Raw genomic sequence first — 17,062 nt, 5'->3', positions numbered from 1 at the left:
CCGGGTCGATGAAAACGGTTCGGGGTTACTCGGCGGGAATGGCGGCGCGCATGGCGTCCGTCTTTTCCAGCGTCTCGATCTCGGTCGAAGTGGCGGCCTCGGAGAAATCCGCTCCGGCGCCATAGATTTCGCGGGCCACGCCCGTGGTCAGTTGTTCCGGCAGCCCGTCGAACACAATGCGCCCGTCGCGCATGCCAACCACCCGGTCGCAATAGCGGCGCGCGGTGTCCAGCGTGTGCAGGTTGGCAATGACGGTGCGCCCGTCTTCTTCGTGAATGCGGCGCAGCGCCTCCATCACGGTCTGGGCGTTCATCGGATCGAGCGATGCAATCGGCTCATCCGCCAGGATGATCCTGGGGTCCTGCATCAGCGCGCGGGCGATCGCCACCCGCTGCTGCTGCCCGCCTGACAGCGCTTCGGCTCGCTTGGCGGCATGTTCAGCGATGCCCAGACGGTCCAGGATGTCGATTGCCTGGTGAATGTCATCCATCGGATAGAGGTTGAAAAGCGTCGCCATCGCATTGCGGCGGTTCAGCGTGCCATGCAGGACGTTCGACACCACGTCCATCCGCGGCACCAGGTTGAACTGCTGGAAAATCATTGCGCAGTCGGACTGCCAGGCGCGCTTGTCCCGGCCCTTCAGCCCGGTGATTTCGCGGCCCTCAAACAGAATGCGGCCTTCGCTGGCGTTTTCCAGCCGGTTCAGCATCCGCAGCAGCGTCGATTTGCCCGCGCCGGAGCGGCCGATGATGCCGATCATGCACGGCTTGTCGATGTCCAGCGAGGCCGCGTCCACTGCGGTCTTGTCGCCGAATTTCTTGGTCAGTTTCTCTATGCGCAGCACGGGTGGCGCTCCCTTGTCGTTCGGGGATTGCCTAGTGCCTCCGCTCAAACCTCATGTGTCACTGCCGTGAAAGTTTTGTAACGCGGCCCGGCGCAACCCGCGGGCGTTGCGCATCGTGAAACCGGCCTTGCCGGCATTCTGCCCCTGTCCAGGCGGGGCTGCAGAGGCTATATGCCCTGCGACTCCTTAATTCCCTTTGCAAAAGGAAGCTGCCAGATGTCCTTTGACCGCAACATCAAGATCGCGCCCTCCATCCTGTCCGCCGATTTCGCCAACTTCGGCCAGGAGATCCGGGCCATCGAAGCGCAGGGCGCCGACTGGGTGCATGTCGATGTGATGGACGGGCATTTCGTGCCGAACCTCACCTTTGGCCCGCAGGCGGTGAAAGCATTTCGCCCGCATGTAAAGACGGTGATGGACGTGCACCTGATGATCGCGCCGGTGGATCCCTACATCGACGCCTACGCAGATGCCGGCGCCGATGTGCTGACCGCGCATTTCGAGGCGGGCCCCCACATCCACCGCACCCTGCAAGCGATCCGCGGCGCTGGCATGAAGGCCGGTGTGGCGCTGAACCCCGGCACCCCGGCCGAGGCGGTGGAGCACCTCCTGGACCTCACTGATCTGGTCTGCGTGATGACCGTGAACCCGGGCTTCGGCGGCCAGAAGTTCATCGACATGACCGCCAAGATCCGCCGTCTGCGCGCGATGATCGGCGACCGCCCGGTGCATATTGAGATCGACGGCGGCGTCGACCCGACCACTGCGCCGCTGGTGGCCGAAGCCGGCGCTGACGTGCTGGTCGCAGGTTCCGCCGTCTTCAAGGGCGGCTCGGTCAACACCCCTGAGGTCTATGGCGAGAACATCCGCAAGATCCGTGCCGCCACAAAAGGCACGTGGGTGTAAAGCACGGGGCACTCCCGCCAATCGCCAAGCGCATCAAATATGCGCCGCTCTTGTTGGGCCAAGCGCCGCGCGTTCCGCGCGGCGCTTTTTCGTGATACGGCCAGCGTTTGCGCGCCCCGCCCGGCAAAGCCGGGCCGCGCCCTGATGGCCCTCGACGGGCCGGAAGGGCGCCCGCCCGCCTGCTCAGCTGCCTTTGTTCAGTGAGTCGAAGGTTTTTCCCTCAGCCACCAGCTGCTCCAGCAGCGGCGCGGGCTGCCAGAAGAAATCATCCTCTGCCGCATAGGACCTGATGTCGGCCAGGATACCATCCAGCCCCTGCAGGTCCGCCCATTTCAGCGGTCCGCCCCAGAACCGCGGGAAGCCATAGCCAAACAGCATCACCATATCCACGTCCAGCGGGCGCCGGGCGATGCCCTCGCCCACCACCTTGGCCGCCTCATTGACCATGGCGCACATGTAGCGGCGCAGCACCTCTGCATCAGAGAACTCCCGCGGAGTGACACCCTGCTGCTCCTGATCCTTGGAAATCAGCTCCGCCACCTCCGGGTTCGGCACGCCGCCGCGCCGGCCCTCTTCGTAGACATAAAAGCCCTTGCCTGTTTTCTGCCCGAAATCGCCGCCTTCGCACAGCATCTCATAGAACCGAGGCACCCGTTCGCGCGGGTCGCGGGTGGGCGCGCGGCGCTTGCGGGCGGCCCAGTTGATGTCGAGACCCGCCAGATCGCCCATGGCAAACGGCCCCATCGGGAAGCCGAAACCGGTCACCACATTGTCCACTTGATAGGGTGAGGCGCCGTCCAGCACCACGTATTCCGCCGCCTTGCGGTAGGCATTCATGATCCGGTTGCCGATGAACCCGTCACAGATGCCGGAGCGGACCGCGACTTTCTTCAACCGTTTGCCCAGCGCGAACCCGGTGGCCAGAACCTCTGGCGCGGTTTTCTCCGCCACGACGACTTCCAGCAGCTTCATTACATGCGCGGGCGAGAAGAAATGCAGCCCGATCACATCCTGCGGACGGGAGGTCGCCGCGGCGATCTCGTCCACGTCCAAGTAGGAGGTGTTCGTCGCCAGCACCGCGCCGGCCTTGCAATGGGCGTCGAGCTTGCCGAAAACCTCGCGCTTGACGCCCATGTCCTCGAACACCGCTTCGACCACCAGGTCTACCTCGGACAGCGCGGCGTAATCCGTCGCCACTGTCAGCGCCTCGCCAGTCAACTGATCGTACTGCGCCTGGCTGATCTTACCGCGTTTAAGGGCGCCTTTCAGGTTGCCCTCGATCCGGCCACGCGCCGCCGTCACCGCCTCATCCGTCATTTCGATCAGCACCACCGGCAGCCCCGCCAGCAGGGCCGCGGTGGCGATGCCCGCGCCCATGGTGCCTCCGCCGATCACCCCCATCGAGGCGACTTCTCGCGGCGCAACGCCTTCCAGTTCCGGCAGCTTGCTGACCGCGCGTTCCGAGAAGAAAGCGTGGATCAGACCCTGCCGCTGATCGGAGTCCATCAGCTCCATGAACAGCTCGCGCTCCCGCTTCAGCCCGGCCTCAAAGCTCTCCGCCTCTGCCGCTGCCTGCACTGCGCGCACCGCCACCGCAGGCGACAGCTGGCCGCGGCCTTTCTTCAGCGTGGCGTCATAGACGGCATCGAAATCAACCGGCTCAGGCGCGGGCATTTCACCCACGGCCCGGCGCGGTGCGTCCTGTTCCAGCAGCTCCTGCGCATATGCAAGGCCGATATCGCGCGGCCCGCCCTCTTCGATCCGGTCGATGATGCCCTTCTCCAGCGCCTCCGCCGCGCTGACGTGGCGGCCGGTGGTGATCATCTCCAGCGCCGCTTCCGTTCCTGCAACCCGCGGCAGCCGCTGGGTGCCGCCGGCGCCGGGCAGAATGCCCAGATTCACCTCTGGCAGCCCCATCTTGGCCGAGGGCACCGCGATCCGGTAATGCGAGGACAAGGCCACTTCCAGCCCGCCGCCCAGCGCGGTGCCATGCATGGCAGAGACCACGATCAGCGGCGTGGCCTCGATCCGGCTGCACAGCCCGGGCAGCCAGGGCTCCTGCGGCGGCTTGCCGAATTCCCGGATGTCGGCGCCGGCAAAATAGGTCTTGCCCTCGCCATAGATCAGAACCGCCTTGGCACCTTCGCTTTCGGCGCGTTGGATCCCGGCCAGCAGCCCCTTGCGCACATCCACGCCCAGCGCGTTCACCGGCGGGTTCTGCGCCTTCAGAACGGCGATATCGCCCACGCGCTCATATGCAATGGCTTCACTCATCCGGTCTTCCTCTCTCCTGCGGGGGCCGATGATGCAGACCCGCGCCCCAACTGATTAGGCACGGCGGCCGTCTTCGCGCCAAGCCCCAAAATCCGCCGCGCGCCAACGGACCCCGCGTCACAATGCACCGGGCCGCAGCCGCTGCGCTGCCGGAGTTACGTAACAGAATGCAGGCAAAAATCAAACTTCTTGAAACACGTCAGCCAGAGACTACGCCTCCGGACAGTGCGGCTGACGGCTCAGCCGCCTTTCACAATGCCGCTGGCGATCCAAGAGTCGAGGATCTCCAGTGATTTGTCCGCAAACGCTGCATCGTTGATATGGCAATCCAGTTCATGCAGGCTGGCGTTTTCCGGGCAGCTGCGCCGCATCTCATCAGAAAAGGCCGCCAGCCCCGCCGCGTCGTGCAGCGGCGCGCCGGGGCGGTCCCATTCGTTGCAGCCGCCGGCAGGCAGCAGCACCGCCACCGGCGCCTGGGCCGCCGCCAGCTTGCCGCAGACAGCCTGCGCCACCTGCCGCCGCTCGCCCGCTTCCAGCATTGCGGAGGTCAGCAATCGATTATGAGCATGGGTCTCCCGCCCCTTCAGCTGCGCGGGCGTTGCCTGCCAGCCGACGAAATCCACCAGATCATAGCAGCCCGGCGCGACCAGCTGCGGTGTGCCGGCGCGGCCTGCATTGGTCATCCGGTCCGCTCCTGCCGACAACCCGCCGAACAGGTGGTTCGAGACCTCCTGCGGCGCGAAATCCATCACCGCGGCAAAGGCGCCCTCAGCCGCCAGGCTCTCAAATGCCCGCCCGCCCATTCCGGTGGCGTGAAACACGGCGACCTCAAACCCGCGCGCCTCCAGCGCCGGTTTCAGCGTCACCATGTACCGCAACACCGTTTTGCCGAATGAGGTCATGCCGATCAGCGGCCTGTCCCGCTTGGGCGGCTCCACCGCCCGGGCCGCCCCTAGCACTGCACCAGCCGCCTGGCTGAGCGACGCCTTGCAGATCGAATTCAGCCCATAAAGCCCGCCTGCCCAAAGGATCATCTGCACGTCCGCCGGGATCCGCTCCGGCGGCATGAGCGGCGAAAAGGCAACGGTGGAGACGATGTACTTCGGCACCCCAACAGGCAGCGCCGCACACAAGTCCAGCGCCAGATCGGTGCCCATGGTACCGCCCAGCACGATCACCCCGTCGATGCGCCCCGCCCGGTACAGCTCCTGCGCCTTGGCCGCCGCCCCCGCGCCCATGATCTGCATGGCGGTATTTTCATCACCGGAGGCAATCGCCGCCTCGATCGAACTGCCGCCGGCCTCTGCCACTGCATGCTTGCTGACATCCGCGGGGTCGGCGGGGTCACCCAGCACGCTCACATCCATCGTCAATACCTTGCCGCCCTGCCCGCGGATGACCTCCGCCAGATATCCCAGTTCATCGTCCTTGGTGTCATATGTCCCGGCAACCAGGATCGTTTTGACCGTCATATTCCGTCCTCCCTCCGGCCTGCTCTGTGCAGCGAGGCCGCCCCTTCATCTTTCCCCAAATACTCCCGCCGGAGGCTGCAGGTTTTGCCCCGGCAAAACCTGCATCACAGCTGGATCCATGCGGTTTTCAGGTCGGTGTATTTGTCCAGAGCGTGCAAGGACTTGTCATGCCCGTTGCCGGACTGCCCGATCCCGCCCAAGGGCACGGTGTTGTCCGCGCCGCCATAGGTATTCACATGCACCACCCCGGCACGGATACCTGCGACCATCCGGTGCGCCCGGGACAGGTTTTCCGTCCAGACCCCGGCCGCCAGGCCGTAAGCGGTAGCATTGGCCAGGCTCAGCGCCTCCTCTTCGGTTTCGAATTTGGTGACTGCCAGCACCGGACCGAACACCTCCCGCTGGAACAGCGCGTGGTCGCGCGCGACGCGTGTGACGATGGCCGGCGCCATATAGGTGCCGCCGGTCTCTTCCAGTATGCGCTGGCCGCCAGTCACCACCTGCCCGCCCTCGGCCCGCGCCATGTCCATGAAGGACAGGTTTCGGCGCAGCTGATCCTCGGAGTTCACTGCCCCGATCTGGGTGTCCAGATCCAGCGGGTCGCCCACCCGCAGCGCCTCCGCCTCGGCCTTCAGCATTGCGACGAACTCATCGTGGATCGACGCCTCCACCAGCAGCCGGGAGCCGGCAATGCAGACCTGTCCGGAGTTGCGGAAGATCCCTGCCGCAGCAACTTTCGCCGCCTTCGCGAGGTTCGGTGCATCCGCAAAAACGATGTTGGGGGACTTGCCGCCCAGCTCCAGATAACACCGCTTGAGGTTCGACCGCGCCGAAGCTTCGAGGAGCTTCCGGCCCGTCGCGCCGGAGCCGGTGAAGGCCAGCACATCCACGCCGCTTGACGCCGCCAGCGCCGCGCCGGTCTCGGCGCCGGAGCCGGTCACCACGTTCAGCACCCCGTCCGGCAAACCGCATTCGGAGCAGATCTCCGCCAGCCTAAGTAAAGACAGCGAGGCGGTCTCAGCCGGTTTCAAAACCACCGAGTTGCCCATCGCCAAGGCCGGCGCCAGCTTCCAGGCGCCGATCATCAGCGGGAAGTTCCAGGGCACGATGGCCCCCACCACGCCCACCGGCATCCGGTGCACCAGCCCCAGCACGTCCGGCGTGGTCGGCGCGACCTCGCCCGCCACCTTGTCCAGCGCCTCGGCGTAGTAACGGAAGGTGCCAGCAGCCGATCCCGGCTCGGCCTTCAGCGCCATATTGAACTCTGTGCCGTTGTCGCGCACGCCCAGCACTGCCAATTCCACCGCCTCGGCCTCGATCCGGTCCGCAATCCGGTGCAGAATTTTCTTCCGTGCGGCGGGGCTCTGTCCCGCCCAGCGGCGGTCCTCAAATGCCCGCCGCGCCGAAGCGACAGCGTTTTCGACGTCCGTGGCAGAAGCGCCTGCCAGCGTCGTCAGAACAGATCCGTCAACCGGCGAAGCAACTTCGAGTGTCTGGCCCGTACCTTCTTGCCATGATCCTTCAAGAAAGAGTTTCTGCGGCGCCACATCAAGCTGCCGAAGCTTGTCGATGCGCGATTGGTCTGCCATTCGGCCTCCTTCAGTTCCTTCCGGTCCTTCAGCACCCGCAGGGTGTGGACCGCCAGAACGATGATGATGAGTAGAAACAGGATAAACGCCACCGGGCGGTCAATGAAATCGAGGGGTTCCTTCACCCTTGCCATGCCCGCGCGCAGTTTCACCTCCATGATGCCGCCCAGGACCATGCCCAGGATGATCGGCACCGAGGGCAGCGACAGGCGCTTAAGGATAAAGCCGAGGATGCCAAAGCCCGCCGCCATCACGCAGTCGGTGGCGGAGTTGCGCAGGGAGTAAACCCCGACGAAGCTGAGCGTCAGGATACAGACGCCAAGGAACCGGTTTGGGATGCGCACCACCTGGATCAGCGACTTGGTAGCAAAGAGCAGGAAAGCAAGGACCAGGACATTCAGCACCAGCAGCGCGAGGTAGAGTGCGACGACGAAATCCATGTCGTTCTGAAACAGCCCCGGCCCCGGCACCACGTTGTGAACGTAAAACACCGACAGCATCATCGCCGTCAGCGCCTCGCCCGGGATACCCAGCGCCAGCAGAGGCACCATGGCAGCGGCAGGCACCGCGTTGTTGGCGGTCTCCGCCGCGATCAGCCCCTCGGAAGAGCCGTTGCCGAAGTCCTGCGGCCGTTTCGAGGTTTTCTGGGCATAGGTGTAGGACATGAACTGCGCGGTGAACTCGCCCACGCCGGGGATCATTCCCATCAGCACGCCGAAGGTGGCAGAGACCCCGGCCACCCGCGGATGGCGCGCCAGCTCGCGCAGGCCCTGGAACATGCCGCCGCGCAGGAGGGTCATGCGCACCTTCTCGTCTTCGTCCGTCAGCAGCACAAAGGCCTGCGAGATCGCAAACAGGCCCAGCACGACGACAATCAGGTTGATGCCGCCACCCAGGAAATCCTGCCCAAAGGTGTAGCGCTGGGTGTATTTCACCGGTTCCAGCCCGATGGTCTGCAGGAAAATGCCGAAACAGGCCAAGGTGCCTGCAATCAGCGCCTGCCCGCGGTGGGCGACCACCACCAGAATGAGGCCCAGCAACGCCGCCATGAAGATCTCGCGGGAGCCGAACATCGGCGCGATTTTGGCCAGGACCGGCGCGAACAGGATCAGGCAGATCACCGAGAAGATGCCGCCAAAGAAGCTGGCGGAATAGGCCAGGCTAAGCGCGCGCCTGGGCTCTCCCCGCGCGGTCATCGGATAGCCGTCATAGGTGGTCAGCGCATTAACCGCGGTGCCGGGCGTGTTTATCAGGATCGCCGGGATTGCGCCTCCGTACATTGAGGAGCCGTAGATGCCCAGCAGCACCGTCAGCCCGACAATCGGGTCCATGGAAAAGGTCGCAGGCAAAAGGATCGCAATCGCTACGGCCGGGCCAACACCGGGGATCGCACCGATCAGTACACCGCCCACCGAACCCGCCAGCAGCGCCAGCGCCACGTCCCAGCGCATCAGGATGTCGATTGCAGAGAGTATCAGGTCCATGACGGGGCTCAGAGATAGAGAATGAAGAAACTGCGCAACGATCCCGGCAGATACTCATAGATCAGCGCGCCCGGGATTTTCACCGACAGTAAGGCCTTGAACAGCACCACCACCACCACCGCAAACACCGCGCTTGTCCACAGCATGAAGGGGCTGCGGTAGCCCATCCGCCAGCTCAGCAGCGGCACAAACACCAGCGTCACGGGCAGATAGCCGATGACCGGCACCAGCATGACGTAGCCCATGAACCAGCCGGCAAATTCAAACACCTGCCCCCAGCGCTTGACCTCCCACAGGTCATAGCGGCTGACCCGCCGCCAGGGCAGTTTGTAGAGATGCAAGCCGCCGAGCAGCACCATGCCGCCAATGGCTACGGCAGGCCAGAAGCGGGGCTGGGCAAACAGTTTGGTCTTCTTGACCCAGGCGGTCTGATCCGTGATCAGGACCAGCAGCAGCAGTGCAGCGCCGACCATAGCCAAGGCAAAGACAAGCTGTCCGCGCCTGGGTCCAGCAAAGCGGCGTTCACGTTCCGAAGGCATCAGAGGAGTACTTTGTCCGTACGGGGATGAGGGCACCAGGGCCGATCAGGGCCCCGGTGCAGGGGGAGGATTATTCCGACAGCAGGCCGCCGATGCGGGCCATCGTGTCGATGTCGTTTGCAACCCGCGCCGCACTGTCATCGGCGCCCTGCCAATAGACCAGCGCGCCGGTTTCCTTGGCGACATTCTGAGCGCGCTCGCTCATCACCGTTTTCTCGGCGACCGCGATGATCTTATCCCGCACATCCTGCGGGGTGTCTTTGGTCACGAACAGACCGTTCCACAGGGCGATGTTCAGGCTCTCGTCCAGCTCGCCGATAGTCGGAGCATCGGGGGCCAGCGGGATGCGTTCGTCGGTGATCGAGACCAGCACCTTGATCTGATCCAGGCAGGGCAGCACCAGCTGCAGCGTGGTGTTGATCACATCCGCATCGCCAGATGCCAGCGTATTGCAGTCCAGCGCGTCAAATGCAGCGTCCGACCCCCACTCAAAGCCCGCGTTCTTGGCATAGGCCTTGGTCACTTGGGTCGGGGTCAGCACGTCGCCAAAGTGGCCCAATGCCACGTCGTTTTCCTTGGCATAGGCCGCCAGCTCCTCCATCGAGCTGTAAGGCGCATCGCCTGAGGCGGCGATTACAAAGGGATATGTCAGAAAGATCCCGAGCGGGTCGAATTTCTCAGGCGTCAGCGGCGGAATGTCGATCTGGTGGCCCATCACCGGCACCCCGATCACGAAGGAGCCGATGGTGTAGCCATCCGCCGGCGCATTGGCGACTTCGATTGCTCCAGGAAACGGCCCGCCACCGCCGCCCGGCTTGTTCACGACCGCTGCCGCAACGCCGTATTCGTTCTGAAAGTCCTCGGCGATCATCCGGGTCAGCACGTCCTCCAGATCACCCGGCGGCCAGGGCACGATAAAGTTCACCGGCTTCTCCGGATACTCGGCCTGCGCTGCAACCGCGCTCAGCCCCAGCGCCGCCGCTGCGGCCGCCCCTTTCATGAGGGTCTTGAGTTTCATGGCTTTCCTCCCAGTTTGTCACCAATCACCTTACATGGTTCATTATGCGAACCGTTGGTTTGAATTTAGATTGACAGGCCGCCCGCTTATCTGTCAACAAAATTGCATCACGGGTTCCTCTTTTTCAGTAGGCACCGCCCGCCAAGACCAAACAGGGAGATTGGGCAAGCGCATGGGAACGGTATCCAAAGCCTTGTCATTACTGACGCATTTCAACCACGGCCGGACCGGAATCGGGCTCAGCGACCTCACACGCCTGTCGGGCATGAATAAGGCAACCGTCTACCGGCTGATGAGCGAGCTGCAGGAATCGGGCTTTGTTGAGCAAACCGACGGCGACCGCATGTACCGGCTCGGCCCGCAGGTTCTGCGGCTGGCAGCGCTGCGCGAGGCAGCGGTGCCGATCCTGTCGGTCTCGCGCCGTGTGCTGCGCGAACTGAGCGACGAGACCGGTGAAACGACCCACCTGTCGCTGCTGCAAGGCAGTCAGCTGAACTCGCTATCGCACGCCTATTCCCCGCGCCACGCCACCAAGGTGATGATGGAGGACGCCGAGGTGCTGACTTTCCACGGCACCAGTTCCGGGTTGGCCGTGCTGGCCTATGCCGATCCCGGCTTCGTTGAGGACGCGCTGGCACAACCGCTGAAGATCCACACACCCGAGACCATCACCGACCCGCAGGAAATCCGCGCCCAGCTGACGGAGGTGCGGGCCACCGGCCTGGCCCAGTCGATCGGCGGGTTTGAGGCCGACGTGCACTCCCACGCGGTTCCGGTCTTTGGCTCGGACCGCCAGGTGATCGGCGCGCTGGCCGTGGCCGCGCCGGTTTCCCGCATGACGGCGGAGCAGAAACAGCTGATCCCGGCGGCCCTGCGCCGCGCGGGCGCCACACTCACCCATCGCATCGGCGGTTCTGCCCCCGCGGACTACCCGCAGGAAGAAACCGCCTGAACTTTTTCCGGCCCTGAATGGGCCGCATCCAGGAGCTGCCCCCATGAAAGACTCCAACTTTTTGAAAGAACACAACGCCAAATCCCTCTGGCACCCGATGGCCCATCCCGGCGACAGCCTGGCCAACCCGCCCGCGATCATCACCTCCGCCCAGGGGGTGAAGATCACCGACATCGACGGGCACGAGGTGGTCGATGCGGTCGGCGGCTTGTGGAACGTGAACCTCGGCTTCTCCTGCCAGCCGGTAAAGGACGCAATCGCCGCTCAGCTGGATGTGCTGCCCTACTACTCCACCTTCCGCGGCACCACCAACGATCAGGTGATCCAGTTGGCCGAGGAGCTGCGCAAGTTCTTTGCGCCCGACGGTCTCACCCGTGCCTTCTTCACTTCAGGCGGCTCAGATTCGGTGGAAACCGCCCTGCGCCTGGCCCGCCAATTCCACAAGATCCGCGGCCAAGAGGGCCGCACCAAGTTCCTGAGCCTCAAGAAGGGCTACCATGGCACCCACATGGGCGGCGCCTCGGTGAACGGCAACGCCAATTTCCGAACCCAGTATGAGCCGCTGCTGCCCGGCTGCCACCACATCCCGGCACCCTACACATACCGCAACCCGTTCAACGAGACCGATCCGGAGCGACTGGCCCAACTCTGCCTGCAGGCGCTGGAGGATGAGATCGCTTTCCAGGGCGCGGGCACCATTGCCGCCTTCATCATGGAACCCATCCTGGGCGCAGGCGGGGTGATCCCGCCGCACAAGAGCTTCATGCCCGGCGTGCGTGAGATCTGCTCGAAACACGGCATCCTGCTGATTGCGGATGAGGTGATAACTGCCTTCGGCCGCACCGGCTCATGGAGCGGCTCGCGCCACTGGGACGTGCAGCCCGACATGATGGCAACCGCCAAGGCGATCACCAACGGGTACTTCCCGTTTGGCGCTGTGATGATCGCGGACCATATGACAGAGACATTTGAGAAGGATGCCACCGGCAAGGCGGCCATCGGCCATGGCTATACTTACTCCGGCCACCCTGTCGGCGCGGCTGCAGCCCTCGCCTGCCTTGCGGAAACCCTGCGCCTGAACGTTCCGGAAAACGCCGCCGCCCGCGGCACCCAAATCCACCAGGGCCTGCTGGCGCTGCAGCAGAAGTACGATCTCATCGGTGACGTGCGCGGCGGCCACGGCCTGATGTGCGCGCTGGAACTGGTGTCTGACCGCTCCACAAAGGCCGCGGTGGACAAGAAGACCATCGGCAAGCTGCAGGAAACAGCTTATGAGGCCGGTGCCATGGTGCGGGTCTCCGGCCCCAACATCATCCTGTCGCCGCCGCTGGTGCTGAACGAGGCAGAGGCGGACACCATCCTCTCTGCCCTGGACGCAGGCTTTGCGGCGGTGAGCTGACGGCAGCTGCAAACACCGCCCGCGCCCGGGCCGCCAGGTCCGGGCGCCACCAGATGCCATGGCGGGCCCGAAGCACATGCTTCGGGCCCCGCGCGTCCGGCGGCGCCGCTGACGCGGCGCGGTGGCGCGATACGGAAACAGGCGCAGCTGCCGCAGCGGCGCGTGTTGCATAACCTTCGGAAGCCACTGAGATCTTTGCTTCAGAGGCCTCCGCAGACAGACCGTCCGGGGCCGGGCGATTTTCGGGCCGCAATCGAGGCAGCTTGTCCTCCGCCGCTTTCCGCCAGATCCGGCAGGGCACTTCGGACCCCTTGCACCGAACCCGATTTCCCTGCCTGCGCGGGCCTCACATAGACAGCGTTGAGTGCGTCAAATGAAATGCACGTAGAAATCGCGCATGCCGTCGCCTTCCAGATCGCGGGTCTTGCGCACTTCCTTGCGTTTCATGAAGACGTGGTTGGCGACCAGTTCCGCGCCAACGGCCTCTGCCAACGCGGTGTCCCGTTCCAGATCATTCATTGCGCCCTTCAGGTCCACGGCCGTGCCCTCTCGCGCATCGGTGCGGTCGAACCCGTCGCCGGTCTCCATCGGCGGCAGCTGGTGGCCGTTCTCCACCCCCAGCCGCGCCGCCTGCAGCACCGCTGCCACCGCCGTGTAGGGATTGGCCGAGGCATCCGCCGTCCGGTGTTCCAGCCGCGCCTTGGCGCCGCCCTCGGAACTGATCCGCGTCGTCACGTTGCGGTGATCACCGCCCCAGTTGCGCCAGTACCCCGACAGCGAGCCCGGCTGCAGCCGCATGTAGCTGTTGGCGGTCGGTGCGATCAGCCCGGCCAGCCCCTTATGGTGATGCAGCAGCCCCGCCAGGCAGCCGCGCGCCAGATCGTTCATGTGTTCCGGCCCGCCCCGCGGCCCCGCAGACAGCGCATTGCCGCCCGCCTCGTCCAGAAAGGAGAAGTTGATATGCATCCCCGATCCTCCGGCCTCAGCCACCGGTTTCGGCATGAACGTCAGCACGATGCCGTATTCCAGCGCCACCTCCCGCGCCATCAGGCGGAACAGCACGATGTCATCCACCGCCTTCACCGCGTCATCGAAGGTCAGCGTGTACTCGAATTGCGGACTGTCGAACTCGGCGGTGATCATGTCGAGCGAAAACCCCATATCGTCCGCCATCGCCCAGATCCGGTCATTGAACCGCAGGGGATCGGCAAAGGGGCCGGTGCCGTACACAACACCACCAGGCGCATCGTAGGGCATCAGCCGACCCCGGTCGTCCGCCTGCAGGGCAAAGGCCTCCAGCTCAATCCCGACCTTCGGCGTCAGCCCGTGCTTCTGCCAGTCCGCCACCGCCCGCTTCAGAGCCCGGCGCGGGCACAGCGCCAGCGGCTCGCCCTCGTCGTCATAAAGGTCACCCAGCACCACCTTGGTCGAGGCATGCCAGCTGTCGCGGATATCGTCATGCAGCCACTTCAGCTCCATATCCGGCAGCCCCTGTTTCACCATCGCGCCCGGCGCGTCCAGCAGGTCCTTGTCGTAATGGGTGCCAAAGACCGACCGGCAGAACCGCGTGCTGCCGTCGCCGATCTTGGAATTCGGCAGATACTTACCCCGCATGATGCTGAGGTGGTCACAGAACATCGCACGCAAGCGGGTCTTCATGGCTCAAGGTCCTTCCCTGCTGGACAGTCTTCGGCAGCGGCTTCCCGTGTTCTATTGCTTAACATATTTAGCGGTTTTCTCAGAGTCTTTCCTGCGGGGAGGCCCGGCCGCTACGCCGTCTCCACCCTGACCGGCAACTCCTTGATGCCGCCGACAAAGTTCGAGCGCAGGAACTTATGCGGCCCGGCGGCCTCGATACGCCTGATGCGCTTGGCGAGTTCTTGAAACAGCACCGTGACCTCCAGCCGTGCCAGCCACATGCCCAGGCAGACATGCGGGCCGAACTGCCCGAACGACAGGTGCCGGTTCGGGCTGCGGTGCAGATTCACGTGAAATGGATCGCCGAACTGCGCCTCGTCCCGGTTGGCCGAGACGAACCAGTACAGAACCTTATCGCCCGCGCGGATGGTCTTGCCGTGCATTTCATGATCCCGCGTCGCGGTGCGCCGGAAGTAGAGCGCGGGCGTCGCCCAGCGGATGATCTCATCCGCCACAGTGTCCCAGACCGCACCGCCCGCCTGCATCTGCGCCAGCAGCTCCGGCTGGTGGCACATCGCCTGGATGCCCGCGGCAATCGAATAGCGCGTGGTGTCATTCCCCGCCGCCACCAGCAGGCAAAAGAAATTGCGGAACTCGGTCTCGGTAATGACCGAGCCGTCCTTGGCCGGCTCAAGGATCAGGTTCAGCACGCCCGAGGTATCGCCCTTGCGCGCCTTCTCCTCCATCAGCTCCTTGGCATAGACATACAGCTCCGCCCCGGCGGGCGAGTTGAAGGGCATCATCCGGAACTCATCCGTCTGCATCTTGTCGAGCACATGGGAGGTGAAATCCGGGTCCGTGTTGGCAATCAGCGCATCACCTTTCTCCACCAGCCAGGGCAGGTCCGCCTCCGGCAGGCCCACAACGCGGCCCAGCATCCGCATCGGCAGTTGGCGGGCGATCTCCTTGGTGGCGTCAAACTCTCCCTTGGCCAGCGCTTGGTCCAGAATATCCGCGCACAAGTCGCGGATATCCTGCTCATACTGCGCCATTGTGGTCTTGGAGAATGCCTTCAGCAGTTTCATCCGCACCTTGGAATGTTCCGGCGGATCGGTCTCCTGAAACGTGCGCCGCGCCAGGTATTCCTCGTAGGACTGATCCTCCATCCGGATCCCACGCGCCGACGAGAACACTTCTGTGTTCTTGTTCATCACCGTGATGTCCTCATAGCGGGTCACCGACCAGAAGTTCTCGCCGCCCGCATATTCTGTCCAATGCAGCGGATCCTCGCGCCGGAGCCGGGCAAAGGTGTTGTGCGGCGCGCCATCTGCAAACGCGTCATGGCTGCTCAGATCCGCATAGCCGTCATCCGTCGGGGTCCAAACTGTCATCGCGGGCTTTCCTATCCTCCTGGCTAAATGTATATTAATAACCATCATAAATATGTAAAACGAAATCTTGCGAGCCGTCTCATGCATTTGGCCATATTGATGACCAACACCGACGAAAGCGAATTCGCCCAAAGGCACCCCAAGGACGGTGAGAAATTCACCAGCCTGATCCAGATGGCGCGGCCTGATTGGCGTGCTTCGGTGTTTGCCGTAAAGGACGGCGTGTTTCCGGAGGACCTCTTTGCCTTTGACGGCGCGATGATCACAGGCAGCCCCGCCTCTGTCCGCTCAGACGCGCCTTGGATCACGCAACTGCTGGAGCTGATCCGCGCAGCGCACGCCCGCCATTTCCCGCTGTTCGGCGCCTGTTTCGGCCATCAGGCCATTGCCCTGGCGCTTGGCGGCAGCCTGGACCGCAACCCCAATGGCTGGGTCCACGGCCTGACCCGCAACCGGCTGCTGCACCGCCCGGATTGGGCCGCGGCCCTGCTGGAAGAAGTGAAGCTTTACGGCTCCCACTGCGAGTGCGTCAGAACCCTGCCTGACGGCGCAACCCCTTTTAGTGACAGAGACGGCATTAACACGGGCTTCACCTTGGACCGCCACATCTTCACCACTCAGCACCACCCGGAAATGACCCGCAGCTTTATCCTCGCGCTGACTGAAGAAATGCGGGACCAACTGGGCCCGGAGACTTATGCTGCCGCCCTAGACAGCCTAAAGGAGCACGCTGACCAACAGGTGTTTGCGGAAAGCCTCGCGCGATTCTTTGAGCAGGCGGCCCGCTAAGGCTTCACCTTTGCCCAAATACTCGCGCCGCAGGCACGGAGCCGTCAGGCTCCGTTCACCGCAATTTCAGCCCAGCGCTGCCAGCAGATCCATCACCGTGACCTGGTCAAACTGAACATGCGCGATCATCGCCGTCTCTGCGCCTTTCCGGTCATGTGCAAGGATCAGCGCGGCAATCTCGCGGTGCTCCCTGGCGGACTGCGCGATCACACCGGGATACCGGTAACGCGCCCGGTAATAGGCCATCAGCTTGCGCGCGTTGGTCTTGATCATTTCGACCAGGAACGGATTGCCGGAGCCTTCCGCCACACAGGCATGAAACCGCAGGTTCAGCTGGTAATAGCCGGCCGGATCGCCATCCCCCTTTTCGACGGCGTGTTTCTCGCAGGCGGCCACAGCCGCCTCCAGCTCCCTCGCCTGCGCCGGAGACAAGCGCCGCGCCGCCAGCGCCGCCGCCTGCCCCTCGAGCCGGGCATGCACTTCGAGGATCGCCAGGAACTCTTCCAGGGTTGGCTTGAACAGCACCGCGCCCTTGCGCGGCAGGCGCTTGATCAGCCCGATCGCTTCCAGTTGGATGAAGGCTTCGCGTACCGGCGTGCGGGACACCCCGTGGCGCTCCACCAGCTCGCCTTCCTCCAAAGGCGCGCCAGGCACCAGCCGTCCAGCTTCGATATCCTGAAGGATCGCGCTCAGAACCTGTTCCGTCTGACCTGCCATTCCGCCGCCTGTTGTTTCCGTCCGGACACCCTAAGAGCCTGCCCGCGCCT

14 protein-coding genes are annotated in these 17,062 nt (G+C 64.1%); 4 read left to right on the top strand and 10 right to left on the bottom strand.

Features of this window, described 5'->3' with window-relative positions; translation table 11 throughout:
- Positions 1-25 precede the first annotated feature (25 nt).
- Complete coding sequence (gene phnC / locus AC5STI_RS18455) at positions 26-844, bottom strand: phosphonate ABC transporter ATP-binding protein (protein WP_475050346.1); 819 nt, start codon at positions 842-844, stop codon at positions 26-28.
- A 216-nt stretch (positions 845-1,060) separates the two neighbouring features.
- Here phnC and rpe point away from each other — a divergent pair, with 216 nt between their 5' ends.
- Positions 1,061-1,750 (top strand): ribulose-phosphate 3-epimerase, encoded by a 690-nt coding sequence (gene rpe, locus AC5STI_RS18450; protein ID WP_495447688.1) that lies wholly within the window; start codon positions 1,061-1,063, stop codon positions 1,748-1,750.
- A 183-nt stretch (positions 1,751-1,933) separates the two neighbouring features.
- On the opposite strand, the gene AC5STI_RS18445 is transcribed toward rpe, so the two are convergent.
- From AC5STI_RS18445 to AC5STI_RS18420, 6 genes are all read right to left on the bottom strand, one after another.
- The gene (locus tag AC5STI_RS18445; RefSeq protein ID WP_495447687.1) at positions 1,934-4,024 is read right to left on the bottom strand and encodes a 3-hydroxyacyl-CoA dehydrogenase NAD-binding domain-containing protein; all 2,091 of its coding nucleotides are present in this window, start codon (positions 4,022-4,024) and stop codon (positions 1,934-1,936) included.
- A gap of 239 nt (positions 4,025-4,263) precedes the next feature.
- Entirely contained in the window at positions 4,264-5,496 is a 1,233-nt protein-coding gene (locus AC5STI_RS18440) for a Tm-1-like ATP-binding domain-containing protein (RefSeq protein WP_495447686.1), read from the bottom strand.
- Positions 5,497-5,600: 104 nt separating this feature from the next.
- Positions 5,601-7,043, bottom strand: coding sequence for an aldehyde dehydrogenase family protein (locus tag AC5STI_RS18435; protein ID WP_495447782.1), 1,443 nt, complete (start codon positions 7,041-7,043; stop codon positions 5,601-5,603).
- Entirely contained in the window at positions 6,950-8,569 is a 1,620-nt protein-coding gene (locus tag AC5STI_RS18430; protein ID WP_495447685.1) for a tripartite tricarboxylate transporter permease, read from the bottom strand. The genes AC5STI_RS18435 and AC5STI_RS18430 overlap by 94 nt, the downstream gene beginning before the upstream one ends.
- Positions 8,570-8,577: 8 nt before the next feature.
- The gene (locus AC5STI_RS18425; RefSeq protein ID WP_490398669.1) at positions 8,578-9,108 is read right to left on the bottom strand and encodes a tripartite tricarboxylate transporter TctB family protein; all 531 of its coding nucleotides are present in this window, start codon (positions 9,106-9,108) and stop codon (positions 8,578-8,580) included.
- Between the two features lie 70 nt (positions 9,109-9,178).
- Positions 9,179-10,126, bottom strand: a complete 948-nt coding sequence (locus tag AC5STI_RS18420; protein ID WP_495447684.1) for a tripartite tricarboxylate transporter substrate binding protein — start codon at positions 10,124-10,126, stop codon at positions 9,179-9,181.
- A 172-nt stretch (positions 10,127-10,298) separates the two neighbouring features.
- Between AC5STI_RS18420 and AC5STI_RS18415 the strand changes: the two genes are divergently transcribed.
- Both AC5STI_RS18415 and AC5STI_RS18410 read left to right on the top strand, forming a co-directional pair.
- Positions 10,299-11,078 (top strand): IclR family transcriptional regulator, encoded by a 780-nt coding sequence (locus tag AC5STI_RS18415; RefSeq protein WP_495447683.1) that lies wholly within the window; start codon positions 10,299-10,301, stop codon positions 11,076-11,078.
- Positions 11,079-11,121: 43 nt separating this feature from the next.
- Positions 11,122-12,477, top strand: coding sequence for an aspartate aminotransferase family protein (locus AC5STI_RS18410; protein WP_495447682.1), 1,356 nt, complete (start codon positions 11,122-11,124; stop codon positions 12,475-12,477).
- A 369-nt stretch (positions 12,478-12,846) separates the two neighbouring features.
- Here the strand turns inward: AC5STI_RS18410 and AC5STI_RS18405 are convergent, their stop codons facing one another.
- Together AC5STI_RS18405 and AC5STI_RS18400 are read right to left on the bottom strand one after the other, a co-directional pair.
- Complete coding sequence (locus AC5STI_RS18405) at positions 12,847-14,136, bottom strand: type I glutamate--ammonia ligase (RefSeq protein WP_495447681.1); 1,290 nt, start codon at positions 14,134-14,136, stop codon at positions 12,847-12,849.
- A gap of 110 nt (positions 14,137-14,246) precedes the next feature.
- A complete protein-coding gene (locus AC5STI_RS18400) occupies positions 14,247-15,506 on the bottom strand; it encodes a cytochrome P450 (protein WP_495447680.1) in 1,260 nt (419 codons plus the stop codon).
- Between the two features lie 81 nt (positions 15,507-15,587).
- On the opposite strand from AC5STI_RS18400, the gene AC5STI_RS18395 reads away from it, so the two are divergent.
- Entirely contained in the window at positions 15,588-16,295 is a 708-nt protein-coding gene (locus tag AC5STI_RS18395; RefSeq protein ID WP_495447679.1) for a type 1 glutamine amidotransferase, read from the top strand.
- A 66-nt stretch (positions 16,296-16,361) separates the two neighbouring features.
- Here the strand turns inward: AC5STI_RS18395 and AC5STI_RS18390 are convergent, their stop codons facing one another.
- On the bottom strand, positions 16,362-17,012 hold the full coding sequence (locus tag AC5STI_RS18390) for a GntR family transcriptional regulator (protein WP_495447678.1): 651 nt from the start codon (positions 17,010-17,012) through the stop codon (positions 16,362-16,364).
- Between the last annotated feature and the right edge of the window lie 50 nt (positions 17,013-17,062).

Source organism: Leisingera sp. CC-HEC096, assembly GCF_059429235.1.
The sequence above is the reverse complement of the archived record's forward strand: the minus strand, read 5'-3'. Positions and strand labels throughout refer to the sequence as shown.

Bases quoted from the DNA above. Each gene is read 5' to 3' on its own strand.
- AC5STI_RS18410 (WP_495447682.1), top strand. From the start codon at position 11,122: ATGAAAGACTCCAACTTTTTGAAAGAACACAACGCCAAATCCCTCTGG.
- AC5STI_RS18415 (WP_495447683.1), top strand. From the start codon at position 10,299: ATGGGAACGGTATCCAAAGCCTTGTCATTACTGACGCATTTCAACCAC.
- AC5STI_RS18395 (WP_495447679.1), top strand. From the start codon at position 15,588: ATGCATTTGGCCATATTGATGACCAACACCGACGAAAGCGAATTCGCC.
- AC5STI_RS18390 (WP_495447678.1), bottom strand. From the start codon at position 17,012: ATGGCAGGTCAGACGGAACAGGTTCTGAGCGCGATCCTTCAGGATATC.
- AC5STI_RS18420 (WP_495447684.1), bottom strand. From the start codon at position 10,126: ATGAAACTCAAGACCCTCATGAAAGGGGCGGCCGCAGCGGCGGCGCTG.
- AC5STI_RS18445 (WP_495447687.1), bottom strand. From the start codon at position 4,024: ATGAGTGAAGCCATTGCATATGAGCGCGTGGGCGATATCGCCGTTCTG.
- AC5STI_RS18430 (WP_495447685.1), bottom strand. From the start codon at position 8,569: ATGGACCTGATACTCTCTGCAATCGACATCCTGATGCGCTGGGACGTG.
- AC5STI_RS18405 (WP_495447681.1), bottom strand. From the start codon at position 14,136: ATGAAGACCCGCTTGCGTGCGATGTTCTGTGACCACCTCAGCATCATG.
- AC5STI_RS18425 (WP_490398669.1), bottom strand. From the start codon at position 9,108: ATGCCTTCGGAACGTGAACGCCGCTTTGCTGGACCCAGGCGCGGACAG.
- rpe (WP_495447688.1), top strand. From the start codon at position 1,061: ATGTCCTTTGACCGCAACATCAAGATCGCGCCCTCCATCCTGTCCGCC.
- AC5STI_RS18400 (WP_495447680.1), bottom strand. From the start codon at position 15,506: ATGACAGTTTGGACCCCGACGGATGACGGCTATGCGGATCTGAGCAGC.
- AC5STI_RS18440 (WP_495447686.1), bottom strand. From the start codon at position 5,496: ATGACGGTCAAAACGATCCTGGTTGCCGGGACATATGACACCAAGGAC.